This window comes from Micromonospora chokoriensis (assembly GCF_900091505.1).
In the GTDB taxonomy this organism is placed as follows: Bacteria; Actinomycetota; Actinomycetes; order Mycobacteriales; family Micromonosporaceae; genus Micromonospora; species Micromonospora chokoriensis.
The window spans coordinates 6,185,097-6,211,118 of record NZ_LT607409.1; the positions used below are offsets into that span (position 1 = coordinate 6,185,097).

The 26,022-nt window shown below is 71.4% G+C and carries 25 protein-coding genes and 1 pseudogene; 14 read left to right on the forward strand and 12 right to left on the reverse strand.

Going from position 1 to position 26,022, the window contains the following annotated elements:
* Positions 1-46 precede the first annotated feature (46 nt).
* The 3 genes from GA0070612_RS27955 to GA0070612_RS27965 form a co-directional block, all read right to left on the reverse strand.
* Positions 47-571, reverse strand: a complete 525-nt coding sequence (locus GA0070612_RS27955; RefSeq protein ID WP_088990636.1) for a hypothetical protein — start codon at positions 569-571, stop codon at positions 47-49.
* A gap of 91 nt (positions 572-662) precedes the next feature.
* Complete coding sequence (locus tag GA0070612_RS27960) at positions 663-1,850, reverse strand: FUSC family protein (protein ID WP_088990637.1); 1,188 nt, start codon at positions 1,848-1,850, stop codon at positions 663-665.
* Positions 1,851-1,902: 52 nt separating this feature from the next.
* A complete protein-coding gene (locus GA0070612_RS27965) occupies positions 1,903-2,871 on the reverse strand; it encodes an SDR family NAD(P)-dependent oxidoreductase (RefSeq protein WP_088990638.1) in 969 nt (322 codons plus the stop codon).
* 82 nt (positions 2,872-2,953) lie between these two features.
* On the opposite strand from GA0070612_RS27965, the gene GA0070612_RS27970 reads away from it, so the two are divergent.
* Positions 2,954-3,916: an AraC family transcriptional regulator gene (locus GA0070612_RS27970; protein ID WP_088990639.1), complete on the forward strand. Its 963-nt coding sequence runs from the start codon at positions 2,954-2,956 to the stop codon at positions 3,914-3,916.
* A 172-nt stretch (positions 3,917-4,088) separates the two neighbouring features.
* A complete protein-coding gene (locus tag GA0070612_RS27975; RefSeq protein WP_088990640.1) occupies positions 4,089-6,314 on the forward strand; it encodes a hypothetical protein in 2,226 nt (741 codons plus the stop codon).
* A 9-nt stretch (positions 6,315-6,323) separates the two neighbouring features.
* On the opposite strand, the gene GA0070612_RS27980 is transcribed toward GA0070612_RS27975, so the two are convergent.
* Complete coding sequence (locus tag GA0070612_RS27980; RefSeq protein ID WP_088990641.1) at positions 6,324-7,079, reverse strand: SDR family oxidoreductase; 756 nt, start codon at positions 7,077-7,079, stop codon at positions 6,324-6,326.
* A gap of 112 nt (positions 7,080-7,191) precedes the next feature.
* Between GA0070612_RS27980 and GA0070612_RS27985 the strand changes: the two genes are divergently transcribed.
* Positions 7,192-7,836, forward strand: coding sequence for a class I SAM-dependent methyltransferase (locus GA0070612_RS27985; protein WP_231924364.1), 645 nt, complete (start codon positions 7,192-7,194; stop codon positions 7,834-7,836).
* Positions 7,837-7,840: 4 nt separating this feature from the next.
* Here the strand turns inward: GA0070612_RS27985 and GA0070612_RS27990 are convergent, their stop codons facing one another.
* A complete protein-coding gene (locus GA0070612_RS27990) occupies positions 7,841-8,371 on the reverse strand; it encodes a P-loop NTPase family protein (protein WP_088990642.1) in 531 nt (176 codons plus the stop codon).
* 157 nt (positions 8,372-8,528) lie between these two features.
* Between GA0070612_RS27990 and GA0070612_RS27995 the strand changes: the two genes are divergently transcribed.
* Together GA0070612_RS27995 and prfH are read left to right on the forward strand one after the other, a co-directional pair.
* Positions 8,529-9,248: an RtcB family protein gene (locus GA0070612_RS27995; protein ID WP_088990643.1), complete on the forward strand. Its 720-nt coding sequence runs from the start codon at positions 8,529-8,531 to the stop codon at positions 9,246-9,248.
* On the forward strand, positions 9,245-9,865 hold the full coding sequence (gene prfH, locus GA0070612_RS28000) for a peptide chain release factor H (RefSeq protein ID WP_088990644.1): 621 nt from the start codon (positions 9,245-9,247) through the stop codon (positions 9,863-9,865). Before GA0070612_RS27995 ends, prfH begins: the two co-directional genes overlap by 4 nt.
* A 9-nt stretch (positions 9,866-9,874) precedes the next feature.
* Here the strand turns inward: prfH and GA0070612_RS28005 are convergent, their stop codons facing one another.
* Positions 9,875-10,783 (reverse strand): alpha/beta fold hydrolase, encoded by a 909-nt coding sequence (locus tag GA0070612_RS28005; RefSeq protein WP_088990645.1) that lies wholly within the window; start codon positions 10,781-10,783, stop codon positions 9,875-9,877.
* A gap of 193 nt (positions 10,784-10,976) precedes the next feature.
* Here GA0070612_RS28005 and GA0070612_RS28010 point away from each other — a divergent pair, with 193 nt between their 5' ends.
* The 3 genes from GA0070612_RS28010 (at position 10,977) to GA0070612_RS28020 (ending at position 13,942) form a co-directional block, all read left to right on the forward strand.
* Positions 10,977-11,798 (forward strand): PIG-L family deacetylase, encoded by an 822-nt coding sequence (locus GA0070612_RS28010; RefSeq protein ID WP_088990646.1) that lies wholly within the window; start codon positions 10,977-10,979, stop codon positions 11,796-11,798.
* Positions 11,799-12,179: 381 nt separating this feature from the next.
* Positions 12,180-13,373, forward strand: a complete 1,194-nt coding sequence (locus GA0070612_RS28015; protein WP_088990647.1) for an endo-1,4-beta-xylanase — start codon at positions 12,180-12,182, stop codon at positions 13,371-13,373.
* A 227-nt stretch (positions 13,374-13,600) separates the two neighbouring features.
* The gene (locus GA0070612_RS28020) at positions 13,601-13,942 is read left to right on the forward strand and encodes an ArsR/SmtB family transcription factor (RefSeq protein WP_088990648.1); all 342 of its coding nucleotides are present in this window, start codon (positions 13,601-13,603) and stop codon (positions 13,940-13,942) included.
* A gap of 15 nt (positions 13,943-13,957) precedes the next feature.
* Here the strand turns inward: GA0070612_RS28020 and GA0070612_RS33100 are convergent, their stop codons facing one another.
* Both GA0070612_RS33100 and argS read right to left on the reverse strand, forming a co-directional pair.
* Entirely contained in the window at positions 13,958-14,191 is a 234-nt protein-coding gene (locus GA0070612_RS33100) for a DALR anticodon-binding domain-containing protein (protein WP_408630517.1), read from the reverse strand.
* A 29-nt stretch (positions 14,192-14,220) separates the two neighbouring features.
* Positions 14,221-14,694: pseudogene (argS, locus tag GA0070612_RS28025) on the reverse strand (arginine--tRNA ligase domain-containing protein); the annotation flags it as partial.
* 345 nt (positions 14,695-15,039) lie between these two features.
* On the opposite strand from argS, the gene GA0070612_RS28030 reads away from it, so the two are divergent.
* Together GA0070612_RS28030 and GA0070612_RS28035 are read left to right on the forward strand one after the other, a co-directional pair.
* Positions 15,040-15,801, forward strand: coding sequence for a hypothetical protein (locus GA0070612_RS28030; RefSeq protein WP_088990649.1), 762 nt, complete (start codon positions 15,040-15,042; stop codon positions 15,799-15,801).
* Positions 15,802-15,957: 156 nt separating this feature from the next.
* A complete protein-coding gene (locus GA0070612_RS28035; protein WP_088991814.1) occupies positions 15,958-16,377 on the forward strand; it encodes a DUF6223 family protein in 420 nt (139 codons plus the stop codon).
* A 42-nt stretch (positions 16,378-16,419) separates the two neighbouring features.
* Here GA0070612_RS28035 and GA0070612_RS28040 read toward each other — a convergent pair whose 3' ends face one another.
* From GA0070612_RS28040 to GA0070612_RS28050, 3 genes are all read right to left on the reverse strand, one after another.
* Positions 16,420-17,082, reverse strand: a complete 663-nt coding sequence (locus tag GA0070612_RS28040; RefSeq protein WP_088990650.1) for a response regulator — start codon at positions 17,080-17,082, stop codon at positions 16,420-16,422.
* Positions 17,079-18,224: a sensor histidine kinase gene (locus GA0070612_RS28045; RefSeq protein WP_088990651.1), complete on the reverse strand. Its 1,146-nt coding sequence runs from the start codon at positions 18,222-18,224 to the stop codon at positions 17,079-17,081. Before GA0070612_RS28045 ends, GA0070612_RS28040 begins: the two co-directional genes overlap by 4 nt.
* Before the next feature lie 81 nt (positions 18,225-18,305).
* Positions 18,306-20,276: an ABC transporter ATP-binding protein gene (locus tag GA0070612_RS28050; RefSeq protein WP_088990652.1), complete on the reverse strand. Its 1,971-nt coding sequence runs from the start codon at positions 20,274-20,276 to the stop codon at positions 18,306-18,308.
* A gap of 210 nt (positions 20,277-20,486) precedes the next feature.
* On the opposite strand from GA0070612_RS28050, the gene GA0070612_RS28055 reads away from it, so the two are divergent.
* Complete coding sequence (locus GA0070612_RS28055) at positions 20,487-20,879, forward strand: hypothetical protein (protein WP_088990653.1); 393 nt, start codon at positions 20,487-20,489, stop codon at positions 20,877-20,879.
* Position 20,880: 1 nt separating this feature from the next.
* Positions 20,881-23,313, forward strand: a complete 2,433-nt coding sequence (locus GA0070612_RS28060; RefSeq protein WP_088990654.1) for a DUF4132 domain-containing protein — start codon at positions 20,881-20,883, stop codon at positions 23,311-23,313.
* Between the two features lie 9 nt (positions 23,314-23,322).
* Here the strand turns inward: GA0070612_RS28060 and GA0070612_RS28065 are convergent, their stop codons facing one another.
* Complete coding sequence (locus GA0070612_RS28065) at positions 23,323-23,814, reverse strand: MarR family winged helix-turn-helix transcriptional regulator (protein ID WP_088990655.1); 492 nt, start codon at positions 23,812-23,814, stop codon at positions 23,323-23,325.
* 112 nt (positions 23,815-23,926) lie between these two features.
* Between GA0070612_RS28065 and GA0070612_RS28070 the strand changes: the two genes are divergently transcribed.
* Both GA0070612_RS28070 and GA0070612_RS28075 read left to right on the forward strand, forming a co-directional pair.
* Positions 23,927-24,976, forward strand: coding sequence for an LLM class flavin-dependent oxidoreductase (locus tag GA0070612_RS28070; protein ID WP_088991815.1), 1,050 nt, complete (start codon positions 23,927-23,929; stop codon positions 24,974-24,976).
* Positions 24,969-25,997 (forward strand): LLM class flavin-dependent oxidoreductase, encoded by a 1,029-nt coding sequence (locus GA0070612_RS28075; RefSeq protein WP_088990656.1) that lies wholly within the window; start codon positions 24,969-24,971, stop codon positions 25,995-25,997. Before GA0070612_RS28070 ends, GA0070612_RS28075 begins: the two co-directional genes overlap by 8 nt.
* Positions 25,998-26,022 lie beyond the last annotated feature (25 nt).

Genomic DNA, 26,022 nt, shown 5'->3' on the forward strand with positions numbered 1-26,022 from the left:
TCGCCGCTGGTCGGCGGCGTGGAGGAAGAAAGGGGGTACGACGGGGTCAGCGCGCCCAGCCGGTGAAGTGCTGACCGGAGCGCGGCTCCGGCCGGCGGGGTGGCCGGCGTTCGGTGTCGCCCGCCCCGACGGCACCGGCGACGGCGCGCACCAGCCAGGCGTTGACGGAGAGCCCGGCGCGCCCGGCGGCCTCCTCGACGCTGGCCTTCAGGTGGTCGGGAAGGCGGAGGTTGATCCGCGAGGTGCCACCGTCCTCGCCCTCGGGCGCCGGCGGTGGCGCCGGCAGCGTCGGCGGGCCGCTGACCTCGCGCGTCTCGTCGACCGGCGGGCTGGCCGGCGTCACCACGAAGTCGGGCTCGCGCCCACGCAGGCGGACGTGCACCGAGCCCGGCGCCAGGTCACGGGTGATCTCGTCGGCCGCGTCGGACAGTGCCTCCAGCAGGGTGAGGCGGGTGGCCGCCTCCAGTTGGGTGAAGAGCCGCTCGGCCAGCGCGCGGCCGTCGGCGTCGACGCCCTCCGCGGCCACGGCGAACTCGTTGCGCAGGTTCTCGACGTACGACCTCAGCTCCATGGCACCATCATGGCACCACTTTGGCTCAGAACGCAACCCATGATGGCTCACCGCGGTGCCAAACTGTTCGGCGAGCGGCCTGAGCCGATCCTCAAAGATCCCCAAAATTGCGCCTGACCAGGCGATTCGCGTCCTCCTGGTGCAACCCGGTGGCCACCAGGAGGTCGCTGACAGTGGTACGGACCTGCGCCACCACCACCGCACCGGAGAAGCCGACGCCCTCGCGGTAGGCCCGACCGGCCATCCGCACCGCCCGCAGCGACTGCTCCCGCGCCCGGTCCGGCTCCACGCCGGCGGCGAACTGCCGCTTCAGTACGCGCACGGCCTCGGCGAGATCGGCCACCGCCTGCGGCAGCGGCTCCGGAACCGGTTCGTCGTCCTCGATCAGGGTCACCGCTCGACGGATCAACGTTCCGCTGTTGCGGATCGCGCGGTCGATCGGCTCCGCCGCCTGCGCGTAGCGACCCACCGGCCCGCGCCGCTGGTGCCGGTACACCGGCGACAGGGTGCTGGCCTCCCGGGCACCCTGGGTCGCCTCGACGAACGCCTTCAGTGGGCCCTTGCTCCGCCGCAGCTCACCCCGGGCGGTGCGGGCACGAGCGGCATCACGCTCCGCCAACGCGCCGGCAGTGGCCTCCAACTGGGTGACCAGGAGGTCGAGCGCCGGCCGCGCGGCGCGGTTGAGCACCCGGAGCGGGTTCAACGGCAGGAGTACCGCGGTGACCAGCAGCGCCACGCCTCCCCCGACCAGGGCATCCACGAACCGAGGAATCTCCAGGTCACGGATCGACGGGCTGAGCGTGGCGATGAGCACCGCCGTCGCACCGGCCTGGATCACCACGGCGGCACTGCCGGCGAGGAACAACGCGACCACGATCGCCAGCACGACGACCAGGGAGAGCTGCCACCACCCGGTGCCGATCACCACGAGCAACAGATCGCCGATCAGCACCCCGACGGTCACCCCGAGGATCAGCTCGACGGTCCGACGCAGCCGTTGACCGACCGACGCGGCAAGGGTCGAGACAGCGCTGATCGGCGCGAACACCGGCTGCGAGACGTTGAGCAGCTCGTGCGCCACGAACCAGGACAGCGCCGCCGCCAGCCCCGCCTGCACCGACAGACCGCCAACGGCCCGTACCCGGCGGACCCGGTCGCGCACGGTGGCCACCGCGCGGCCGCGCATCCGGCCCACCGTGCCCGACAGACCACCCGTGGCGCCGTCGCCGGCGCGGGCCGGAGCACCCTCGTCCGCTCCGCGCCGACCGGCAGCGACCATGGCGGCACCTACCCCGCCCTGGTCGGATCAATCCTCCCGACGCCGGCGGCGCTCAGCGCGAGGCGAGCGTCTTCTCGGCGTACGCCCAGAGCCGATCGGCGGCAGCCGGATCCATGGCGTGGGCAGCCACCCCGCCGGTGGCGTCGGGGCCGCCGGGCACGACCTCCGCCTCCTGGTTGTCGTCGAAGTACCGGCCGCTGACGCCGTCGAGCAGGGGCGAGCCGGCGAGCAGCACGGTGGTCGACGCGCCCTGGTCGGGCTTCTTGTAGTAGTCCGCCTCGATGAGGTTCCCCGCCTCGTCCATGGCGCCCATCGCGCGCATCGTGTCGTCGTCGATGTGACGCTGGAGGTTGGTGAAGATGTACCCGGGGTTGAGGGCGTTCGCGGTGATCCCGTCCTCCGCCCATCGGCGGCTGATGCCGACCGCGAGCAGGACCTCGGCGGTCTTCGACTGGCCGTACGCCGACCACGGGTCGTACGGGCGCCGCTCGAACTGCGGGTCGTCGAAGTCCAGCGGCGCGGCCAGGTGTGCTCCGGAGCTGACCACGACGACCCGAGCCGCCTCGGCGGCCCGCAGGTTGTCGTGCAGCCCTCGGGCGAGCGCGAAGTGGCCGAGGTAGTTGGTCGCGAGCTGAAGCTCCCAGCCCTGGGCGGTGAGCTGCCGGGTCGGGATCGCCATGATCCCCGCGTTGGCGACCAGCACGTCGAGCGGGCCCTGCCAGCCCGCGACGAAGGCGTCGACCGACGCCAGGTCGGCGAGGTCGAGCGCGGACGCGCTGACCACGCCGCTGGTGGCGTCCGACGCGAACTCCTTGACCAGCGCGTCGGCGCGTCGGGGATCACGGGTCGCGACAGTGACCTCGGCGCCGGCCCTGGCCAGCGCGCGCACCGTCTCGACACCGATGCCGGAGGCTCCCCCGGTGACGATCATCCGGCGGCCCGTCAGGTCGACACCGTCGAGGATCTCGGCGGCGGCGCTGCGGGCGGTGAAGGGGGTGGTGAGGCGTGGGTTCGATGTCATGGAACCCAGGCTAGGAACATCGGAATCGGACTGCCTATAGTCTAGGGTCCTTCATACTTTAGTGAGCGTCCAGGAGGTCGGGATGGATCCCCTCGAAGATGTCCTGGCGTTGCTGGGCGCTTCGAGCCACCTCTCCGCCGGCCTGGTCGCGGGCGGGCGCTGGGCCGTCGCCTTCGACGCGCCGGCCGGGGCCAAGTTCAACGCCGTCCGGCGCGGCCGGTGCTCCCTGCGGGTCGCGGGCCACGACGAGTCGATCAGCCTCGGCGAGGGGGACTGCTTCCTGCTGACCCGGCCGGTGGCCTACACCCTCTTCAGCGATCCCGACGTGCCCGTCGAGCCCGCGTACCCACTCTTCGCCGCCGCCGACGGCGGTGTGGCGCACGCCGGTGACGGCGACGACGTCTTCCTCATCGGCGGCGCGTTCTCCCTGGGCGAACGGGCGCGCGGCCTCCTGCTCGACAGCCTCCCGCCAGTCATCCACGTGCCCGCCGACACCCCCGAGGCCACCACCGTCCAGTGGGCGCTCAGCGAGATCGACGCCGAACTGCGGCAGACACGACTCGGGTCCACGCTCGTCGCCGAGCACCTGGCGCTCGTCCTGCTGATCCGGGTTCTGCGCCTGCACCTGGCCCGCGACCCCGAGCTCACCAGTGGCTGGTTGGCCGGCCTCGCCGACCCGGTGATCGCCCCCGCGCTGCGGGCGCTGCACGCGCGCCCCGCGCAGCCGTGGACGGTCGACGCCATCGCCCGGACCGCCGCCGTCTCCCGGTCGACACTGGCCGCCCGCTTCAAGCGGGTCGTCGGCGTCGGACCCCTGGAATACCTGACCGGCTGGCGGATCGAACTGGCGGCGGACCGTATCCGGCGCGGTTCCGACACTGTCGCCAGCATCGCGCAGGCTGTCGGCTACGGCTCCGAGAGTGCCCTCAGCGTGGCGTTCAAGCGCGCTACCGGTTTCTCGCCACGCGCCTACCGCACCGAGGTGGCGCGGGCGACCCGGCCCGGTGGACGCGAACCGGCGGCGGCCGGTCCGGGTGTCGAGTGACCGGCAAACTCCTCGTCGCCCGCCGCGGTTGATCCCGTCCGGATCGGGTAGACCGGTCCGCCGTCGTCGGGGCGGCGGGCCGGATTGGTGAGCACCAGGCTCGCTCCGGTCGGGTCGTGGGACACGGGGGCGGCCGAGCGCCTGCGGGGGGACGTCGCATGGATCAGCACGGTTGAGCGGGCCGGACGGTCCCCGCGACGTCGTGGAGCTGCGGGTGCATGGGGTCTCCGGCGCGAGCGCCGCTCAGGTGCTGGACCTGCGGCAGACCGCACAGGTGGCGGGTGACCAGAGCGGTGGCTTCTACCGGCCGCGACCACAGGGCTCGGACAGCACCGTCGCGCGCGGTGTGACCGTGGAGGCGTACCGCTGGGGTGATCTGCCCTCCGGGACCGTCGCCCGTACCCTCGCCGTGGTTTTCCTCCTGCCGTTCATGCTGGTCAACGTCGCGACCTGGATGCGCCCGGCGAGCCCCGATTCCGAGGCGGTGGTCAAGTCCCTGTGCCGTCTGCTGGCGCTGACCCTCACCGTGCTGTACGTGCTCGCCGTCGCCGGCGTCGCCCTGGATCTGGTGGGCTGGAAGTGCCTGTCCTCGCCGCGCTGCCTGGCGGGGCGCAGCTGGTTGTCCTGGTTGGGAGAGCGGCCGGTCGGGGCGCAACTGGCGTCGACCGCGCTGGTGCCGCTCGCCGCGATCGGCCTGATCTGGCGGATCAGCAGCCGCCCGGGGCGGACGTTCGAGGCGTTTCGCGCGCCCGACCAGGGGATCGGCGGGTCGCGGCTCGGCACGGTCGGCCAGTGGGACGCCGAGCCGCTGGTGGGCCGGTTGCGCGCCATCCACGTCGCTGCGGCCTTCGCGACACTGGACCTCACCGTGCTGCTGGCCCGGAGCGCGACCGGCGCCACCGGGGTCACTGTCGCGCTGACGGTGGTGACCGCCGTGATCCTGGCGGGCTGCGTGGGCCTGCTGTGCACGCCGCCGCTGATCGACCGGGCCGCCGACGATCACCGGCTCGACCGGGTCACCCGAACGCTGCGGAACGTCGCCGTCGTCGTGACCGTCGCCGTCCTGGCTCACCTGCTGACCGGGCCACGCCGCTGGCACGAGGGACACGGGCTTCCCGGGTACGAGACGACCCTGGCCGTCCTGTTCGCCGCACAGACGGCATTGTTGGTCGTGCTGGGCGTGGTCCTGCTCTGCCATCGGCAACGCGGTGGCACCCCGCTGTTCGGGCTGGGCGCCCTCGTCATCGCGGCAACCGGGATCAGTCTGTCCGGGGCGTACTCCGCCGAGCTGGTCTACCGGGTGGCGGACTTCCTCGACCGCGACGTGCCGACCGGGGAGGGCATCGCCACCGGCCCGCCCCGGGCGTACACGTGGGTGATCTACGGATTCATCCGAGCGCTGCTGGCCACTCTCGTCGTCGCCGGCCTCGTCGTCCTGCTCACCCGTCGCGGTCGGCGTCGCGCCGCGGCGGCGATCGTGGCGCACGACTACCCGCAGGCCCCCGCGGAGGCCGAACCTCGACTACGGCAGGTCCGCGACGCCATCGCCCGGGCCCGCTTCACCGAGAAGCTGGTTCCGCTGGCCGTGTTCTACGGGTGCCTCGCCGGGCTCACCACGGCCACCACCACCATCGGCCTGCTCGGGGAGTTTCCCAGCGACCTCCTCGAACGAAACCTCGGCCTGCCGGCGGACGCGACCACCTTCGGCATCGCGTTCGGGAGCTGGGTGATCGCGGTGGCCATCCTCGGTCTGATCATCGGGGGGATCTTCACCTACCGGACCGTCCCGTTCCGCCGGCACATCGGCGTCCTCTGGGACCTGGGCACCTTCTGGCCTCGGGCCGCCCACCCGTTCGCTCCACCCTGCTACTCGGAGCGGGCCGTGCCGGAGTTGGCCCGTCGCATCACGTACCTCGTCGAGCGCGGGCACGCGGTGCTGCTCACCGGGCACAGCCACGGTTCGGTCCTGCTCGCCGCGACGGTGCTCCAGTTGCCGCCGCACGTCGGCGACCGCATCGCTCTGCTCACCCACGGGTCGCCGCTGCGCCGCCTCTACGCGCGGCTCTTCCCCGCGTACGTCGACGACGTGGCGCTGCACGAGATCGGCCGCCGGGTCGGTTGGCGGTGGGTGAACCTGTGGAGTGACACCGACCCCATCGGCGGCTGGATCTTCTCGGGGCACCGGACACCGGTGCCGGACGACGTCGGCGGCCCCGCCGTCCGGGTGGATCGCCGGTACCGTGATCCGCGCGACGTGGTGACGCCGCCCAGTGACAGCGTCCCCCCACCCATCCGTGGGCACTGGCCGGGCGAATCCGACGAGCCGTTCACCGCGGCGGCCCGGGACCTGGTGCGGCGCCTCGGTGAGCGGGCCGATCCGCCCGGCACGGCGACGTAGCGGACCGCGTCACCGTCGGCTGGTCGCCCGCGCCCGCCAGTCGTCGAGACGCGTACCGGCGAGGCGGGCGCCGTCGGCGGGAACGAGGGAGCGTTCGCCGAGCTTCGCGCCGAAGTAGCGGGCGTCCGGGTCGGCCACCACCGACCGATGGTCCTGCTGGGCGGTGAGGAGGTCTCGGCCCAGGTCGTCGAGGCGGAACTGCTCCGGGCCGGCGATCTCGACCACGGCGTTCGTCGGCGCACCGACCACGACCTGCGCCACCGCGGCCGCGACGTCGTCAGCGGCCATCGGTTGGATGAACACCGGGGCGAGGTGCACGGTGTCGCCGTCCGTGGCGGCGTCGACGATCCCCTGGAGGAACTCGAAGAACTGGGTGGCGTGCACGATCGAGTACGGGGTCCCGGAGGCGGCGACGAGCTTCTCCTGGGCGACCTTCGCCCGCATGTAGCCACTGTCCGGGATCCGGTCGCTCCCCACGATGGAGAGCACCACGTAGTGGCCCACCCCGGCGTCCGACGCGGCGGCGAGGAGCGTCCGGGTGGACGTCTCGAAGAACTCCAGCACGGCCTTGTCCTCGAACGACGGCGAGTTCGACACGTCGACGACGACGTCGGCACCGGTCAGCGCATCGGCCACCCCTTCACCGGTCAGGGTGTTCACGCCGGTCTTCGGCGATGCCGGCACCACCTCGTGGCCCTGGGCGCGGAGGTCGTCCACGAGCTTGGAACCGATGAGGCCGCTGCCCCCGATGACGACGATCTTCATGGTCGAACCACGTCCTTCCTGCATGGGTTAGTCGTGCTGCCACCCAGTAAGACGGAAAGCGTGCGCCGGTGCAGGACAATCGCCGGAGAAACAGTCCGACGGAGACCCGGAGGTGGCCGTGGCCGAGGTGTCGCACCCGGTGTTCGCCCGGGTCTACGAACGGCTGAGCGTCGCCATGGACCGGGCCGGTACGGCGGCCTTCCGGCGGGACCTGGTCGCCGGTCTGTCCGGCCGGGTGATCGAGATCGGTGCGGGCAACGGACGGATGTTCTCCCACTATCCGCCGTCGGTGACCGAGGTCGTCGCCGTCGAACCGGAACGGCGTCTACGGGCCGCCGCCGAACGCGCGGCGTCGTCCGCACCGGTCCCGATCACTGTCGTCGACGGACTGGCCGACCGGCTGCCCGGCGGGGCCGGCGAGTTCGACGCCGCAGTGGTCGCGTTGGTGCTGTGCACAGTGCCCGATCAGGCGAGCGCGCTGGCCGAGACCGGCCGGGTGCTGCGCCACGGCGGCGAGTTGCGGTTCTTCGAACACGTCGCGGCCGAGAGGCAGAGCCGTCTGCACCGGACCCAGCGGCTGCTCGACGCGACGGTGTGGCCGAGGTTGTTCGCCGGCTGCCACACCGGCCGGGACACCCTGGCCGCCATCACCACAGCGGGTTTCGTGGTCGAGGAGGTGCGCCGGTTCCGTTTCCCGGCCACCAGCAACGGCCCGTCCTCGCCCTGCGTCCACGGGCTCGCGACCTGGCCGGCCTGATCCGTCAGCGACCGGGCAGGGTGGCCAGCCAGTCGTCCAGCTCCGCCGGGGAGCGCAGCAACACCACGGGCGGCGCGGACGGATCGGTCCGCCAGGCGCGCATCCGCCGTCGCGCCCGACCGAACGCCGTCACGTGCCACACCAGGATCGAGTCCGGAGACAGCACGCTGCCCAGCGTCTCGCGGTTGCCGTTGCAGATCTCCTCGCCCGTGCGCACCCGGCGGACGGTGCGCCGCAGCAACCGCCCGAACGAGAGCCACCGGGGATAGTCCAGGCCGACGACCAGGTCGGCGCGGGCCAACGGCACGTCCCGCCAGCCGTGGTACGCCCCGTCGACGATCCAGCGGTCCCGCCGGCAGATCTCCTCGATCCGACCGCGTTGCCGCGCGACGGGCACCTCGACCCAACCCGGCTCCCAGAGCAGGTCGTCCACCGGGTACCAGGGCAGCCCGAGGTGTTCGGCCAACCGCGCGGCGAGGGTGGACTTGCCGGACCCGTACACCCCGTAGATCAGGATGCGGCGCGGTGGGCTCATCGCGGCAGCGTAAATCACTTGTCGTACGCGGCGCGCTTCGCGAGAGTGACTCCCATGACGTACTGACGGACCCACTCCCCCTCCGCCCCCGGTGACACCTTCCCGGGCGGCGTGACTCGTCCGTTGCCACGTTCTCCCGGTCAGAAGCGGGCTCTCCTTGATTCAGCAACAGTCTCTGCCCTCGTCCAACCCCGCCACCGTCACGGTGTTCGCCTCGCCCACCAGCTGGATCGAGTCCGACGCCCTCGCCCAGTGCCAGCAGGTGGCCGCCCTCGACGGCATGATCCACGTTGCCGGGATGCCGGACCTCCACCCGGGCAAGGGCGCGCCGATCGGCGCGGCCATGGCGTCGACGGTGCTGTACCCGTTCCTGGTGGGCTCCGACATCGGCTGCGGCATCGCCGTGTTCCCCGTCAGGCTCAAGCGGGCCGTACCGGAGCGGCTGGCCGCACGGTTCCCCGACCTCGATCGGACGATCGGCGCCGACGACAGGGCCTGGGCGGTCGTCGAGGGTGATGTCCCGGCCGGTCACCTCGACGGTCTCGGGACGGTCGGCCGGGGCAACCACTTCGTCGAGCTGGCCCGGGTCGGGCCTGTCCTCGACCCGGGCCACGCGGCTCGTCTGGGGGTCGACGTCGAGGAGCTACGCCGCACGCCGCTGGGTTCCCTCGTGGTGTGCGGTGACCGTCAACTCCTCTTCGAGGAGGCGCCCACCGCGTACAAGCGCATCGAGCAGGTGGTCGCCGACCTCGTCGAGCACCGACTGGCCACGCCGGTCGCCAACACGATTCCGCTGGTCACCTACAAGACGGCCGACCTCGGGCCCGCCAGCCGGACCGACCGGCGGGGCCGCCGTGGTGGGCGGGGGCGGTCGTGAGCGTGCTCCTGCTGCTGTCCGCCGGGCGCGGCCCACGGGAATGTGCCTGGGCGCTGACCCAGCTCCTGCGCCGCCTGACGGCGGAGGGCACCCGTCGAGGGGTGACGGTCGCGCAGGTGCAGGCGGTGCCCGGCGACCGGTCCGTGCTCGTCCAGATCTCCGGTGTCGACGCGGAGGCGTTCGCCGACTCGTGGACCGGCACGCTGTGCTGGCAGGCCCCGAGCCCCTACCGGACGAGCACCGGCCGGAAGAACTGGTACGTCACCGCCCAGCGCCCCCACCTCGACGCGGTGCCGACGGCGTTCTCCGAGGCGGATGTCGACATCGTCGGCTGCCGCACCGGAGGGCCGGGCGGCCAGCACCGGAACAAGGCCAGCACCGCGGTACGGGCGACGCACCGCCCCTCGGGCATCGTCGTGGTCGTGGACGAGGAACGGCAGTTCAGCCTCAACCGGCGGCGCGCGCTGAACCTGCTGCGGCAACGCGTCGAGGACGGCGACGAGGTGGCCCGACGGGCCGTCACCACCGCCCGCTGGCGCATCCACGACGATCTCGTCCGCGGCGATCCCGTCCGCGTGGAGCGTCCGGAGCCGCAGCGGCCGGGCCGCCCGCGGTGACGGGCTCCGTCAGACCTCCAGCACCGCGTCCGCGAACGCCTGCGGCGCCTCCTGCGGCAGGTTGTGCCCGACACCGCCGCCGATGGTCCGGTGCTCGTAGCGCCCGGTGAACTGCTTGGCGTAGACGCTGGGCTCCACGTGCGGCGCGCCGTTGGCGTCCCCCTCCAGGGAGATGCTGGGCACGGTGATCTTCGGCTGCGTGGCCAGGCGCTTCTCCACGTCGTCGTACTGTGGCTCGCCGTCGGCGAGGGCCAGCCGCCACCGGTAGTTGTGCACCACGATGTCGACGTGGTCGGGGTTGTCGAACGCCGCCGCGCTGCGGTCGAACGTCGCGTCGTCGAATGTCCACCGTGGTGACGCGGTGCGCCAGATCAGCTTGTTGAAGTCACGACGGTTCTTGTCGTAGCCGTTGCGGCCGCGCTCGGTGGCGAAGTAGTACTGGTACCACCACGCCAGTTCCGCCTTGGGCGGCAACGGCGCCTTACCCGATTCCTGGCCGGCGATGAGATAGCCGCTCACCGAGACCAGGCCCTGGCAGCGCTCGGGCCACAACGCGGCCACGACGTCCGCGGTCCGCGCACCCCAGTCGAACCCGGCCAGCTTCGCGCTGTCGATGTGCAGGGCGTCCATGAGCGCGACGAGGTCGAGCCCCATGGCGGCCGGTTCGCCGTTGCGCACGGCGTCGTCGGAGAGGAAGCGGGTGGTGCCGTAGCCCCGCAGGTACGGCACGACGACCCGGTAACCGGCGGCGGTGAGCAGCGGTACGACGTCGACGAAACTGTGGATGTCGTACGGCCAGCCGTGCAGCAGGATCGCGGCGGGGCCGTCGGGCGGCCCGGCGTCCACGTACCCCACGTTCAGGACACCGGCATCGATCTGCCGTAGGTCGGTGAACGATCCCGCACCGGCCACTGTCATCGACCTCTTTCCCGCGTCCCGACCTGTTCCGACCTGCTGGTGCTGTCGAATGTAGGAGCGGACGCCGTACCGGACGGCGGATTGCCCGAACTCCGCTGGGCCGGTCCCGGGCTGGGTAGGATGCGGGCCCCGCTTCCGGGCGAGGTCCGAGAGGGTCCGGCGGGCCGGCGGGGCCGGACCGTAGGGTGATGGCATGGCTGAGCGACCTCTGACCCTGATGGCGGTGCACGCCCACCCCGACGACGAGGCGACGAGCACCGGCGGCGTGCTGGCCCGCTATGCCGACGAGGGGATCACGACAGTGCTCGTGACGTGCACCGACGGGCGGTGCGGCGACGGCCCGGGCGGGGTGAAGCCGGGTGACCCGGGGCACGACCCGGCCGCCGTCGTGGCGATGCGTCGGGCCGAGTTGGAGGCCAGCTGCGCGGTGTTGGAGGTCAGCCACCTGGAGACGCTCGGTTACGCGGATTCGGGGATGATGGGGTGGTCGACCAACGACCAGCCCGGCGCGTTCTGGACGACGCCGGTGGCGGAGGCTGCGGGCCGGCTCGCCGAGTTGATCCGGCAGTACCAACCCGATGTCATCGTCACGTACGACGAGAACGGTTTCTACGGCCACCCGGACCACATCCAGGCGCACCGGATCACGATGGCGGCCGTCGAGCTGACCGACAGCCCGGCGAAGGTCTACTGGACCACCGTGCCGCGTACGGCGTTCGAGCAGTTCGGTCGGGTCATGCGGGATCTCGGCGTGGACTGGGCCGAGCCGGACGAGACGGTGCCGCCGCTCGGCCTGCCGGACGACGAGATCACCACCTGGGTGGACGCCAACAGCTACGGCGGGCAGAAGTTCGACGCGCTGGCCGCGCACGCCAGTCAGACCGAGAACATCTTCTTCCTGCAACTGGGCCGCGACCGGTTCACCGAGCTGATGGGCGTGGAGACCTTCGTGCGGGTCCGTGACCGGACGGGCGCGCCGACCCCCGAGGGCGACCTCTTCGCCGGCCTGCGCTGACCGGCGCGGATCAGCTCCCGCAAGGCCTGGCGTCGTCGGCCGCCCGGCCGGTGTTCCCGCGTGCGTCGCTCCGAGACGTCGGCGACGCTGTCGGACCGACCGATAAGGCACCGAAAGCAGCGGGCCCCCGGCCACTGAAAGTTTCGCGGCGCTGGTGCACAAGCCCGCGCAGGTCATATGACGAATTTCCGGAAGTTTTCAGCGTTGACGCCCGGACATAGACGGCCTTAACGTTTCGAGCAGGTTTCCGGTCACCGGCCGGAACTACCGGTCCCGGCCGCACCCGGCCGCTCCGCCCCGAATCCGCTCCTTATCCGCCATGACCGGACCCGCACCTTGTTGATCGACAGTTGTCGATCAATGGTCTGGAAGGGAAGGCACATGAAGCTGAGACAGTGGACCACCGTCGGAGTGGTCGCCGTCGCGACCGTCGCGGCGTTGAACACCGTGCCGGCCACCGCCAGCCGGCCGTACGACCCGACGGCGCAGAGCCTCGGCGCCCTGGGTCTGCGCCACGGCCTGCACGTCGGCACCGCGGTGAACATGGATGCCCTCAACGACGCCGGCGACCCGCAGTACCGCGCGCTGGCGTCCTCCGAGTTCGCCTCGGTCACCGCCGAGAACGTGATGAAGTGGGAGGTCCTGGAACCCACCCGGGGCACCTACAACTGGGCGGCGGCCGACCAGTTCGTGGAGTTCGCCAAGCGCAACCGGCAGAGCGTGCGCGGTCACGTGCTGGTCTGGCACAACCAGCTGCCCGCCTGGTTGACCAGCGGCGTCGCCGACGGCTCGATCAGCAAGCAGGAGCTGCGCGAGCTGCTGCGCAAGCACATCACCACCGTCGTCAACCGCTACAAGGGCAAGATCTGGCAGTGGGACGTGGTCAACGAGGCCGTCAGCGACCCGTGGGACACCCCGTCGACCCTGCACTACAAGGGCTTCTGGGCGCAGAACCTGGGGCCCGGCTACATCGCCGACGCGTTCCGCTGGGCGCGGGCGGCCGACCCCAAGGCCCTGCTGTTCTACAACGACTACAACATCGAGGCCTTCGGCTCCGGCAACCCGGCCGACGACAAGACGCAGTTCGTCTACGACATGACCAAGGGCCTACGCGCCCAGGGTGTCCCGATCGACGGCGTCGGCGCCCAGGGCCACCTGGGCACCCAGTACGGCAACTTCGACACCCTCCAGGTGACCGCCGCGTTGAAGAAGTTCAGCGGGCTCGGCGTCGCCACCGCGTTCACCGAGGTCGACGTCCGTAGTCAGATGACGGAGGCCGTCCGCGCCGGCAACTCGGAGGAGATCAACCCCCGGCTGCAGGCGTCGGCCGCCAACTTCAGCGTGCTGATGAAGGCGTGCCTCGCCGTGCGGAGCTGCCTGTCATACACGGTCTGGGGTTTCAGCGACAAGTACTCGTGGGTGCCGGACTGGTTCAACGACCCGCCGGAGGGCCTGGCCACCATCTACGACGAGAACTACCAGCCCAAGCGGGCGTACAACGAGTTGAAGTCCGACCTGATCTTTGCTGGGCCGCCGTACGTGCTGCCTCGGATCGCACCCAAGCCGCGCCGCTGACCCGACGGCCCGGCTGATCCGGCGACGCGTGCGTCGGCGTAGGGACCGTGTGGGGCGCGGCGGAGCCCCACACGGTCCCTACGGCACCGTCGGACGTCGGTGTTCGACTCACGTTCGGCCGGACCGTTCCGCCATCCGGACGCCATCGGGGGTCCTGGTGCCGGTTCTACCGGTTTATTGATGGTTTTGGTGTCACTATGGCAGGCGTGGGAACTGCGAAAACTGCCATGCCTGCCATCTCGCCGCTCACCGGCGACCCCATCAAGCGGGCCGATGCCGAACGACTCGCCGGGGTGCTGAAGGCGTTCGCCGACCCGGCGCGACTCCGGCTGCTCAGCCTGATCCAGTCGGCGCCGGACGGTGAGGCCTCCGTCAGCGACCTCACCGGGGCGCTCAACCTCTCCCAGCCGACGGTGAGTCATCACCTCCGGATCCTCACCGAGGCCGGCCTGCTGGAACGCGACAAGCGTGGGGTCTGGGCGTACTACCGCCTGGTGCCCTCCGCCATCGCGCAGATCGCCGACCTGCTGACGCCGCCCCGGAAACGGGCGACGAAGAAGGCGCGCTGACCGGGCGTTGCCTCGTCACATCCGATCGAGGGTTCGGATGCCGAGCAGGTGCAACCCCTGCCGGAGCGTCCGGGCGGTCAGCTCGGCCAGCAACAGCCGACTCTCCCGCAGGCCGTCCGCGGCGCGCAGCACGGGGCAGTGCTCGTAGAACGCGTTGAACGCCGTGGCGAGCCGGTGCAGGTAACCGGCGAGTCGGTGGAATTCGAGGGGCGTGTCCAGCCGGGCCTCCGTGCCGGCCCGCCGGACCATCGACCGGACACGCGCGTACGCGTACGCTCCCAGTCCAGGTGGTTGACCCGCACCACCCGGTGCCCGAGCCACTCCAGCAGCCGTACCGCCGCGTCGCCGATGACCGTGGAGCGCAGATGCCCCACGTGCATCTCCTTGGCCACGTTCGGCGTCGAATAGTCGACCACCACGGTCTACGGCGCGGTCGTGGGCGGCACCCCGAGCCGGGAGTCGCCGGCCAGCCCGGAGGCCAGGTCGGCCAGTGCCCGGTCGGCGATGGTCAGGTTGAGGAAGCCCGGCCCGGAGACCTCCGACGACGCGCAGACGTCGTCGAGCACCGCGCGCTCCAGGACCGCGGCGGCGATGTCGCGCGGCGGCCGACCGAGCCGCCGGGCCAGCGCCAGCGCCGCGTCGGACTGGAAGTCAGCGCGCGGAGACCGCCGCACGAGCGGGTCGACCGGGCCACCGGCCACCTCCGCGAACGCCGGCACCAGCCGGTCGGACAACAACCTTTCAAGATCCATGAGTACGCCGATCTCACTCGGGCCCGCGCTGTCACGCGAGCCGTCGAACGGGGAGATGCGGGCGGACCGGGAACGACCGGTCGGTGACCGGCGGCTCGATCCGCCGGTCGCAGGAGAACAGGTCAGCGCGGGCGGGCGACGGATCGCCGGCGTCGCACACCAACCAGGACGTCACACGACGCTCCGGTGCAGAGCACGATCACGCTGGTCATGGCAGCAGCCTAACGGTTGTCCCGGTGTGGCGGCATCCCGGTTTCGGCAGGTCCGGTTACCGTCCAACAGCGGTGTGTGGTCGTTTCGGCCGACTCGTCGCAGGGAACTGCCCGGGACAACCGAGGGAGGATCATGAGCCGACACCGACCGACGTCGACCACCCGTACGCGCGGCGTCCTCGCGTTGATTCCGCTGATGGGAGGCGTCGCACTGGCCGCCTGCACCTCCACCGAGGACCCGCCGGCCTCGACCCCGTCGATGGCGGCCCCGACGGTCGCCTCGGCATCGGCGAATCCGACCGACGCGCCGACGCCGAGCGCCGACACTCCGACGACCATCCCGACGTCGGCGTTCGTCGAGCTGCCGACCGAGTTGCGGAAGTCGCCCCGGCGGACGACGCCGGTGACGGATGCCCTACCGACGATGTGCGGCAACGAGTTCGGGACCGGCGGTCGGCAGGTCACGGCGAGCGCCGCGATGACCAACACCTACCAGAGGGCCGGCGCCACCGAGGCTGAGACACCGCAGGGCATGATCCACCAGGTCATCTTCACGTTCGACGGCGACGGCGCGTCGGCGTACCTGGGACGTCTGCGTACCGACGTGCGGGCGTGCCCCGCCTACGACCAGTCCGGAAACCGGGTCACCGTCACGAGCGAGCCGCTGACCGGCGTCGGCGACGAGGCGCTGCTGCTGACCCGCACCTGGCCCGAGACGAGCCTGAACGGAGACCGCACCGGCGACACCGCGACCAGCCAGATCGCCGTGGCCCGGGTCGGCAGGGCCGTGACGGTCTTCAACGACCAGGGGTGGGAGGGCACCAGCGGCAACCCCACCATCATGGACCGGGTCGTCCGCGACGGCGCGAAGACGATCGACGCCTGGCAGGGGTGACCCCCGCCCGGTCGACGACAACCACCGCGGTACGGCGGCGGGCGGGCGTACATCCCCGGCGGTAGGGCGATCAGCATCTCCGGCATGACGACTCACACGCACTCCCGTTCATACGCTGCTGCGTGTCACCCGTCCTACCGACCAAGGGGAAACATGATGTCCGTCCACAATCTGCTCGCCGCCGCCGTGACCGCTCCGCTGGCGATCGAGCCGGCCGCGCACATGTCCGTCCAGCCCACCTCCGCCACGGCTCTCACCATGAGCTCCGGGCGGCTCGGTGCCACAGTGGCGGTCCTGCTGGGGCTGGTCGGCACCGTCGTCGGTGGGCTGGCCCTGGCCCGCCCGGTCAGTCGCGTCGGCACCGGATCCGGGCGGCTCGGGGGTGTGCTGGCCCTGGCGTCGGGTCTGCTCGGTCTGCTTCTCGGGGCGCTGGTGGTGGCCACCTCCGACGGCGGTGTCGGCACCGGCAACGGGCGGGGTGGCGCCTTCGTGGCACTGGTGGTCGGGGTGGCCGGCGTGGTCCTCGGTGGGCTCGCCCTGGCCCGCTCGCGCCGCACCGGCCAACTGAGCGTCTGAGGCCGGCTGAGTTCGGAGGCCGGCTGAGCGTCTGAGGCCGGGTCAGGAGCGGGCCAGCCAGGCGGGAACGGTCAGGCCGGACTCGTAGGCGAGGATCACCAGCTGGGCCCGATCCCGTACCCGCGTCTTGGTCATGATCCGGCTGACGTGCGTCTTGGCGGTGGCCGGACTGAGCACCAGCCGTGCGGCGATCTCGTCGTTGGACAGGCCCGCGGCGACCAGGGCCAGCACCTCACGCTCCCGCTCGGTGAGCACACTCAACCGCGGTTTGGGGTCCGGATGCGTCGCCCGGGTGGCGAACTCGGCGATCAGTCGGCGGGTGATCGACGGCGCGATCAGCGCGTCGCCCCGGGCGACCACCCGGACCCCGTGGATCAGCTCCGCCGGCTCGGTGTCCTTCACGAGGAAGCCGCTCGCGCCGGCCCGCAACGCACCGTAGACGTATTCGTCCAGGTCGAAGGTGGTCAGGATGATCACACGGGCTTCGGTGCTCGCGACGATCTCCCCGGTGGCGGCGAGGCCGTCCCGCACCGGCATCCGAATGTCCATGAGGACGACGTCCGGCCGGAGCTGCTCGGCGAGTCGCACCGCCGCGGCCCCGTCGGCGGCCTCACCGACCACCTCGATGCCGTCCTCGCCCTCCAGGATGGAACGAAAGCCCGCGCGGACCAGCGTCTGGTCGTCGACGATCAGCAGCCGGATCATGCCGGCTCCGAGGCCGGTGACGGGCGGGGGCGCAGCGGCAGGCGGGCGCGAACCCGGAATCCGCCGTCCGGTCGGGTGCCGGTGGTGAGTGAGCCGCCGAGCGCGCGGGCCCGCTCGTGCATGCCGAGGATCCCGCTGCCCGGCGCACCGGGCGCGCCGGTGCCGTCGTCCTCCACCTCGACCAGCACGTCGCCACTGTCGGATCGCACCCGGACCACAGCGGTGGTGGCCCCGGCGTGCCGGGTGACGTTGGTGAGCGCCTCCTGGACGATCCGGTACACCGCCAGATCGACCTCCGGCGGCAGGGCGCCGACCTCCGCGAACTCGGTGCGGATGTCCACCTCGGAACGCCCGACCGTCGTGATCAGATCGTCGAGGCGGTGCAGGCCCGGCGCGGGCACTACCGACGCCGCATCGTCCTGCCGGAGCGTGCCGAGCGCCGTTCGCAACTCGCGCAGCGTCTCCTTGCTGGCCTCCTTGATCGCGGTGAGCGCCTGCTCGGAGCGGGCGGCGTCCGGTCGGTGCAGCGCGGCACTGGCCTGCACGTTGATCATCGAGAGGTGGTGGCCGAGGACGTCGTGCAGGTCGCGCGCAATGCGCAGGCGCTCCTCGGTGGCGCGTCGCCGTGCCTCCTCCTCCATCCGCTGCGTGGCGGCCTCCGCCCGGGCGCGCGCTTCCGCGAGGTAGGCCCGGCGGTTGCGGGTGACCCCGACGATGACCGCGACGAGCCAACCGGCGTGCAGCAGGGTCGCCCCGTTCATGGTGTCCGGGGACCGGTTGTAGCTGTCCGCGACGGCGAAGGCGATCACCGAGGCGAGACCCAGACCGACGGCGACCCGGAGGTGACCCTCGTCGACGACCGTGTAGAGCGCCACCACGAACACCAGCATGATCGGGCCGGGCTTGTGCAGTAGCGCCCCGTACGCGCCGACGGCGGCGAGGGCCAGCACGCCCACCGGCACCGGATGACGGCGACGGGCGTACAGCGCGGCGGAGGACGCCAGCACCACCGGCAGCGCCGCCCACTCGGCGGCGGTGTCGATGCCGCGCGACTGCACCACCAGGCCGACGAGGGCGACCAGACCGACGGCGAGCACCAGGGCGGTGTCCGCCGGTCGACCACGCCACGGCGACCCCGACATGGACCGCAGCCTAGCCTTCCGACGATCGACGGAGAACCGCCCGAACCGCCGGTGCGACGGCCGTCCGTCCCGGCGCCGTGGTCAGTCGGCGGCCGACCGCGGCCGGGGACCTGCGGCCGCGTCGGTGTCGTAACCGGCGGCCTGGAGGGCGAACAACTCGGCGTACCGACCGCCGGCGGCGACCAGTCCGTCGTGGGTGCCGGCCTCGACCAGCCGGCCCAGGTGCAGGACGAAGATCCGGTCGGCGTGCCGGACGTTCGCGAGCCGGTGCGTGATGAGGATCGTGGTGGCGCGACCTCGCCGGTCACGGATGGCCTGGAACAGGGCGTCCTCCGCGCGGGGATCGAGCGCCGAGGACGGCTCATCCATGATCAGCAGTTCGGCGTCGCGCAGGAAGCCACGGGCCGCCGTGATGCGCTGCCACTGCCCACCGGAGAGGTCCTGACCACGGGCGAAGGTGCGGTCGAGCAGTGTCTCGTACCCGTGGGGTAGTTCGTTGATCATGTGGTGGGCCACCGCGCGGGCGGCGGCGGCCTCGATGCGGTCCTGCCGGGCCTCGGCCTCGACGTCGCCGATGGCGATGTTGGTGGCGGCGGTGAACGGCCACTTGTGGTATTCCTGCGTCACCACGGCGATCCGGGCACGCAACCGGCCGACGTCCCAGTCCGACATCGGCCGGCCGTTCCACTCGATGGTGCCCTCGCTGGGCACGCGGAGGCCGGCGATCATCGCGGCCAGGGTCGTCTTGCCCGAGCCGTTCTCCCCGACGAACGCCACCGTCTGCCCGGCGGTGATCGTCAACGAGACGCCGTCCACCGCCGGTGTGTCCCGGTCGGGGTAACGCAGACTCACCTCCCGAACGCTCAGCTCCCCCAGCCGTTCGGGCTCGGCATCGGCGGGCCGGGTGGCGTCGGGCAGGTACGCGGCGGCCCGCGCCATGAAACCCGTGTAGTCACCGAAGTGCTGCCCCTCGGTGTAGACGTGGTCGACCTGGAAGGTGGCGATGGCCAGGGATCGCTGGGCGGACTGCACAGCGATGACGCAGGTCGCCGCGGCGGCGAGCGGGATCTGCCCGTCCAGGAGCAGCAGGCCGAGCAGGACGTAGACGGTGCCGGTGGCGAGACCGCCGATGATCGCCCCGACGGTGGTGGTCGTGGTGACCCGGCGGGCGAGAGCGAGCTGGATGTCGGTCTCCACCCGCATCACCCGGTCGTACTGGTCGAGCAGGAATCCGCGCAGCCCGTACGACCGCAGCTCCGGCGCCGAGGCGCGTTCGGCCATCAGCTTGTGCAGCAACCACAGTCGACGCCGACGCACCGACCCGGCGGTGTACGTCCGGTAGCGCAGGTGTCCGGACCGTAGCGACGCCCAGGCGTTCGGCACTGTGGCGACCACCAACGCCAGCAGCAGCAACGGATGGATGATGACGACGGCCGCCGCCACGGCGAGCAGCCCGGCCAACCCGGCGAGCAGGTTCATCGACGCCTGCACCAGCCCGATCGTCGACTCGGTCCCCCGGGAGGCGCGTTCCATGTCGTCGGCGAACGCGTCGGCGTCGAACGCCTCCAGCCGGACCGCCGTCGACACCTCGAACAACCCCCGCTCGACCTCGCGGCTCACCCGGGGCGTCAGCCCGTTCTGCGCGTACCCGGTGGCGATGCCCATGCCGGCGCGGAGCGCGACCGTCGCCGCCAGCACGGCCAGGGCAGGCAGCGCCGCCCGGACCTTGTCGGCCGTCGGCCCACCGGCGAACAACTCGACCAGCACCCGTTGGGTGGCCAACAACCCGAAGGCCGCCATCACCCCCGCGCCGACGGTCGCGGCGGCCACCACGCTGGTACGGAGTCGGTCCGCGCGCCAACTGATGCCCAGGGCTGTCCAGACCAGCCTGGGCAGTTCCGCGAACACGGCGAAGACACCGGCCTCCGCCCTCGCCCGCACCCCCGTCTCCCACCACATCTCGCGCAGCTCCGGCAGCACCGACTCGGCACTGACCGGACCGGGTCGGTCGGGCGGAGTGGGTCGGGTCCCTGCGGTGGCGGTCTCGATCATGGACGTACCTCCCGAGCGGCGCAGCCGTCGCCAGTCCGCCGGGTAGTGCGGTCGGAGTGGCGGGTTCCTGGAGGATTGGACCACCGGACTGTCGCTGTAGGCAATCGGCTGAATACTGCGGGTTACATGATCCTCGCTCCACTGAGCCGGATCGTTTGTCGGACGCGCGTGCCATGATGCGGCTCACCTCACAGCAGGGAGTACGGCGACATGGCCACGGCGATCGTTCGGGACGAGACAGCCACCGGTAAGGCGATCGACCAGTGGTCGATGACCGCCCTTCCGGACCGGATCTCCGCACGGGAGCTGGTCCGGTTACGGGTTCGCGAGGAGGTCGCCCGCTTCAACGCTCACCAGCCCGACCACTTTCGAGGGCTGGTCCAGCCGAGCGAGACGGAAGCGACGCTGAACGGCTACCGGGTCGCCCCCGGCAGGCGGCTCGACTGGGAACGACAGGCGGACGCCGCCTGCGCCGCCTTCGAGCGCAACGGTTTCGTGCTGCTGGCCGGCAACCGCCAGATCGAAGACCTCGACGAGGAGATCGACCTGACCGCTGATCCGGACGTGGCCTTCGTCCGGCTCGTCGCGTTGGTCGGCGGCTGACATGGGCGATTGGACGGCATCGCTCCCCACTCTGACCGACGCGGATCGACGACAGGTGGAGGCGGGGCTGGCCGAGGCCGACGCTCGGATCAGGGCCGTGCTGCACGTCGTGAGCACCTACCACTGGGGATCCTCGCTGACCGAGGTGCCGGAGTGGAAGGTCGTCGCGTCGTGGCCGGTCGCGCAGCGCCGCAGCGCCGCACTGGCCATGCATCGGACAGCCTGCACCAGTTCGATACCCGTCGCGCTCAACGAGGTGCTGCGCAGCCTGGCCGACGGTGACCTGCCGTGGACTCGGTCCGACCTCGTGTGGTGCCTGGACGTCGCCGGGCGGGGCGAGGAATACGACAACGGCGCCCACGTGGAGTTGCCGGCCATCATCGCCGCACGCCTGCCGCCCGCCGAGCTGGTCGACCTGGTGCCGGCCCTCGCCGCCCTCATGAGCGAACTGGTCGACGACTACTTCATCACGGCGACGTCGCGGCGGCGTGCGGTCCTACTGGTCGGGCAGGCCATCGACCGCGCCACTGGCCGCCGCCTGCCGTCCACGCTGTTGCACGACGGCGACGCGTTCGGCCCGACGGTGCGCGCGGAGATGGGCACCGCCCTCGCCGCGCCCGGTGTGCCGGAGCTGTTGACGCACTGCGCCGCACTGGAGAAGCCTGCGGCAACGGCGAAGTGGCTCCGGCGCGTCGACGAGCTCCTCGTCAGCACACCCGGCGCTGACGAGGTCGTCCGGGCGGTCCTGGAGGCGTTCGTCGCGCACGGCCGGTCCCTGCACGACGACTCGGACCGCCTCGTCCGCGGGCTCGTCTGGGTGCTGTCCCGGCAGCTTGACGAGCGGGCGACCGACCTGTTGGCACGGGTCACCGCCGCCGCGGCAGCAGCCCCGCGACAGGCGGCCGGCTTCCCCCACGCCCAGAAGGCGGCAGTGGCTGCCATTCCGCTGCTCGCCGAGCGCAGTGGCGAGGCACCCGTCCGCACGTTGGCTCGACTGTCGGCGACGGTCCGGAACAAGGCGGTGCAGAGCCGGGTCCAGGCGGCGCTGGCCCGCCTCGGTGGGCTACGTGGATGGTCGCCCAGCGAGGTCCTCGAACTCGCCGTCGACGACCACGGGCTCGACTCCGGCGGGCGCCTCCGCACGCCTGTCGGGCCGTACGAGGCGACGATTGAGGTGACCGGCGACAGGGCGCGCCTGACCTTCGCCCGCGACGGTGGTCCACTCAGGGGCGTCCCGGCGCCGGTCCGGGAGGCGTACGGTGACGAGCTTCGGCAGTTGCGCGACCTCGTCAAACGCGTGGGCGCTTCGTTGGTCGCCGAGCGCCAGCGGGTGGAAGGGCTGCTGTCCGAGGAGCGCACCTGGTCGCACTCGGACTGGTCGTCCCGATTCCTCGACCACCCGATCACCGCGGCCTACGGACGGCGGTTGGTGTGGGAGACCAGCACCGACGGCCACCGGTGGACGGCGGGTCTGCCCCGACGCGACAGCGACGGATGGACGATCGCCGACCTGAGCGGCCGGGCCGTCACCGGCGACCGGGTCAGACTCTGGCACCCGGCCCGGGCGACGGCGGACGAGGTCCTCGCCTGGCGTGAACACGTCCTCGCCACCGCCCTGGCACAACCGTTCAAGCAGGCATTCCGGGAGGTCTATCTGCTCACGCCCGCCGAGGAGCTGACGCACGCCTATTCCAACCGGTTCGCCGCGCACATCCTGCGCTACCGGCAGGCGAACGCCCTCATGCGCGCCCGGGGTTGGCAGGCCGGATACCTCGGCACCTGGGACGGCGGCTACGACAGCGAAGCCACCAAGCCGTTCGGCGGTGGTACGTGGCGGGCGTCGTTCCACCACCAACTGGTCGAGAACGCCGACGAACGTCGTTACGACGTCGAGTTCTGCTCCACCGACCAGGTGCGTTTCGCCAGACGCGACGGCGCGACCTGGCAACCGACGCCTGTCGTCGACGTGCCGCCGCTGGTGTTCAGCGAGGCCATGCGCGACGTCGACCTGTTCGTGGGCGTCACCTCGATCGCCACCGATCCGGAGTGGGCCGACCGCGGCGAGGACCGGTTCCACGCCTACTGGCACCGCACGGCCGGAGCGGCGCTGACCCAGTCGGCCGAGGTGCGGCGGGACGCGCTGGGCCGGCTGCTTCCTCGCCTGACCATCGCCGACCGGTTGCGCCTCGGCGACCGCTACCTGCACGTGCGTGGGACCATCCGCGAATATCGGATCCACCTCGGGTCCGGCAACATCCTGATGGCACCCGACGACGCCTACCTGTGCATCGTTCCGGCGCGGGACCGCACCGGTCGGCTGCATCTTCCGTTCGACGACGACCCCATGCTGTCGACGATCCTGTCCAAGGCGATCATGCTCGCCGCGGACGACACGATCACCGACGCCACAGTGCTCCGACAGCTCGCCCGATGAGCGGGGAATTCACTCTCTGCGCAGCGCGTCGAGGTTCTGCTTGAGCGCTGCCGCGATCTCGCCCGCCGCGACGAGCTGATCCGGCGTGAGGGCGTCGACGAACAGCTCGCGGATGGCGCGCAGGTGCGGGAAGGTGGCTGCTCCGAACGCCTCGGCACCGGCCGTGGTGAGCAGCACCTCCGCCCCGCGGGGCACCGTCGCGCACTCCTGGCGGCGGATGAGACCACGTCGCTCCATCCGCCCCAGGTGGTGGGACAGGCGGCTGCGCTCCCAGCCGATGTGTGCGGCGAGTTCGGACGACCGCATCGACTGCCCCTCCGCCTCGCTGAGAGCGAGGAGCACTGCGTAGTCACCGGTCGAGAGCGAGGAGTCGCCCTGGAGACGGGATTCGAGTCGGGAACTCAGCGCTGCCGTCGTCTCGATGAAGGCCCGCCAGATCCGCAGCTCCTCGGCGGTCGGGAGTTGGCGGCCGGCCCGCCGGCCGGGTGTGGTCTCCGTCATCTCACTCTCCCCGGGAATTGACGCGTCAATCGCCAAGTTAGCATCATTGACACGTCAACCGGTAGGTCTGCTCTCGTGGATCGCCGGCTGCGAGAGCACCGAGGAGGAGACGATGGCAGCTACGGACTTCGAGCTGGGGCTCAACTCGTTCGGCGAGGTGGCCACCGACGGCGACCGCGTCCTGAGCGACGGCGAGACCGTACGGCTGCTCGTGACCGAGGCACGACTCGCCGAGTCGGTCGGACTCGACGTGTTCAGCCTGGGTGAGCACTACCGGGAGGGTCACAACGACTCCGCGACACCCGTGCTGCTCGCGGCAGCCGCGACGGCGACCGAGCGGATCCGCCTCGGCACCTCGGTCACGGTGCTCAGCACGAACGACCCGGTACGCCTGTACCACGAGTTCTCGACCCTCGACGCCGTCTCGAACGGCCGCGCCCAGATGGTCCTCGGCCGCGCCTCGGCGACCGAGTCGTTCCCGCTGTTCGGTTACGACCTGACCGACTACGAGCGGCTGTTCGAGGAGAAGCTGGATCTCTTCCTGCGACTGCAGCGCGACGAATCGGTCACCTGGTCCGGAACGGTGCGAAGCGCACTGGTCGACCAGCGCCTGCACCCCCGGATGCGGCCCGGCGGCATCCCGACCTGGATCGGCGTCGGGGGCAGCCCGAACTCGGTGGTCCGCGCCGCCCGGCACGGCCTCCCGCTCATGCTCGCGATCATCGGCGGGCGACCCCAACGGTTCGGCGGCCACGTGGACCTCTACCGCAAGGCGCTCGAACAGTTCGGGCATACCCCGCAGCCAATCGGGCAGCACTCTCTGGGCCTTGTCGCCGACACCGACGAGGAGGCGGTGGAGACGTGGTGGCGCTACTGGCAGCCGGTAGCGGCGGCGCTCGCCCGCGAGCGCGGCTTCTACAAACCGGACCGCGCACGCTACGAGGCGGAAATCGACCACGGGGCGCTCTTCGTCGGGTCACCCGAGACGGTGGCGCAGAAGATCGCCGGAGTCGCCCGCGACCTGCGGCTGAGCCGCTTCGACCTGAAGTACGACATCATGCACCTCCCCCGCGACGCACGCGCGCGCACCATCGAACTGCTCGGCAGCGAGGTCGCCCCGCGGGTCCGCGAGTTGTTGGCAAAGGAGCCCACCCATGTCTGACGTTCTGTTCGGCCTCGACACGTTCGGCGACGTACCGCAGGACGACTCCGGCAAGCTCGTCTCCCACGCGGCGGCGATCCGGCAGGTCGTCGACGAGGCGGTACTCGCCGACGAACTCGGCGTCGACGTCATCGCCCTGGGCGAGCACCACCGGCCGGAGTACTCGGTGTCGACGCCGGAGACGGTCCTGGCCGGCATCGCCACCCGTACCTCCCGGATCAAGCTGGCCTCCGGCGTGACGGTGTTGAGCTCCGACGACCCGGTCCGCGTGTTCCAGCGCTTCGCCACCGTCGACGCGCTGTCGAACGGCCGGGCCGAGGTCATCCTCGGTCGCGGCTCGTTCACCGAGTCGTTCCCCCTCTTCGGCTACGACCTGCGCGACTACGACACGCTGTTCGAGGAGAAGATCGAACTGTTCGTGAAGTTGCTGGACGAGAAGCCGGTGACCTGGAGCGGCACCCTGCGGGCACCGCTGGAGAACGCCGACGTCTTCCCGAAGACCGAGTCGGGTCACCTGGACACCTGGGTCGGCGTCGGCGGCTCGCCGCAGTCGGTCGTCCGCACCGCCCAGTACGGCCTCCCGCTCATGCTCGCCATCATCGGTGGCGCCCCCGAGCGGTTCGCGCCCTACATCGACCTGTACCGCCGGGCGGCCGACCAGCTCGGCACGACCGCGCACCCGGTCGGCATGCACTCGCCGGGCTTCATCGCCGACACCGACGAGGAGGCCAAGGAGATCTACTGGCCGCACTACCGGGTCATGCGGGACCGCATCGGCAAACTGCGGGGCTGGCCGCCAATCCGCCGGCAGGAGTTCGACTCCGAGGTGGAGAACGGTTCCCTCTACATCGGCTCCCCGGAAACCGTGGCCCGCCGGATGGCCCGTGCGATCCGCAGCCTCGGTGTCGGCCGGTTCGACCTCATCTACTCGGCCGGCGCACAACCGGCGAGCGCCCGGATGCGTGCCGTGGAGCTGTACGGCTCCAGGGTGATCCCGATGGTCCGCGACATCCTGGCCTGATCAGCCCGTCAGTACCGAGAGGACG

Bases quoted from the DNA above. Each gene is read 5' to 3' on its own strand.
- GA0070612_RS28040 (WP_088990650.1), bottom strand. From the start codon at position 17,082: ATGATCCGGCTGCTGATCGTCGACGACCAGACGCTGGTCCGCGCGGGC.
- GA0070612_RS33100 (WP_408630517.1), bottom strand. From the start codon at position 14,191: ATGGTCCGGCGGGCCGGCACGGAGGCCCGGCTGGACACGCCCCTCGAA.
- GA0070612_RS27965 (WP_088990638.1), bottom strand. From the start codon at position 2,871: ATGACATCGAACCCACGCCTCACCACCCCCTTCACCGCCCGCAGCGCC.
- GA0070612_RS28005 (WP_088990645.1), bottom strand. From the start codon at position 10,783: ATGACAGTGGCCGGTGCGGGATCGTTCACCGACCTACGGCAGATCGAT.
- GA0070612_RS27970 (WP_088990639.1), top strand. From the start codon at position 2,954: ATGGATCCCCTCGAAGATGTCCTGGCGTTGCTGGGCGCTTCGAGCCAC.
- GA0070612_RS28015 (WP_088990647.1), top strand. From the start codon at position 12,180: ATGAAGCTGAGACAGTGGACCACCGTCGGAGTGGTCGCCGTCGCGACC.
- GA0070612_RS27960 (WP_088990637.1), bottom strand. From the start codon at position 1,850: ATGGTCGCTGCCGGTCGGCGCGGAGCGGACGAGGGTGCTCCGGCCCGC.
- GA0070612_RS28010 (WP_088990646.1), top strand. From the start codon at position 10,977: ATGGCTGAGCGACCTCTGACCCTGATGGCGGTGCACGCCCACCCCGAC.
- GA0070612_RS28075 (WP_088990656.1), top strand. From the start codon at position 24,969: ATGTCTGACGTTCTGTTCGGCCTCGACACGTTCGGCGACGTACCGCAG.
- GA0070612_RS28030 (WP_088990649.1), top strand. From the start codon at position 15,040: ATGAGCCGACACCGACCGACGTCGACCACCCGTACGCGCGGCGTCCTC.
- GA0070612_RS28020 (WP_088990648.1), top strand. From the start codon at position 13,601: ATGCCTGCCATCTCGCCGCTCACCGGCGACCCCATCAAGCGGGCCGAT.
- GA0070612_RS28070 (WP_088991815.1), top strand. From the start codon at position 23,927: ATGGCAGCTACGGACTTCGAGCTGGGGCTCAACTCGTTCGGCGAGGTG.
- GA0070612_RS28055 (WP_088990653.1), top strand. From the start codon at position 20,487: ATGGCCACGGCGATCGTTCGGGACGAGACAGCCACCGGTAAGGCGATC.
- GA0070612_RS28060 (WP_088990654.1), top strand. From the start codon at position 20,881: ATGGGCGATTGGACGGCATCGCTCCCCACTCTGACCGACGCGGATCGA.
- GA0070612_RS27990 (WP_088990642.1), bottom strand. From the start codon at position 8,371: ATGAGCCCACCGCGCCGCATCCTGATCTACGGGGTGTACGGGTCCGGC.
- GA0070612_RS28050 (WP_088990652.1), bottom strand. From the start codon at position 20,276: ATGATCGAGACCGCCACCGCAGGGACCCGACCCACTCCGCCCGACCGA.
- GA0070612_RS27955 (WP_088990636.1), bottom strand. From the start codon at position 571: ATGGAGCTGAGGTCGTACGTCGAGAACCTGCGCAACGAGTTCGCCGTG.
- GA0070612_RS28065 (WP_088990655.1), bottom strand. From the start codon at position 23,814: ATGACGGAGACCACACCCGGCCGGCGGGCCGGCCGCCAACTCCCGACC.
- GA0070612_RS27980 (WP_088990641.1), bottom strand. From the start codon at position 7,079: ATGAAGATCGTCGTCATCGGGGGCAGCGGCCTCATCGGTTCCAAGCTC.
- GA0070612_RS28035 (WP_088991814.1), top strand. From the start codon at position 15,958: ATGTCCGTCCACAATCTGCTCGCCGCCGCCGTGACCGCTCCGCTGGCG.
- GA0070612_RS28045 (WP_088990651.1), bottom strand. From the start codon at position 18,224: ATGTCGGGGTCGCCGTGGCGTGGTCGACCGGCGGACACCGCCCTGGTG.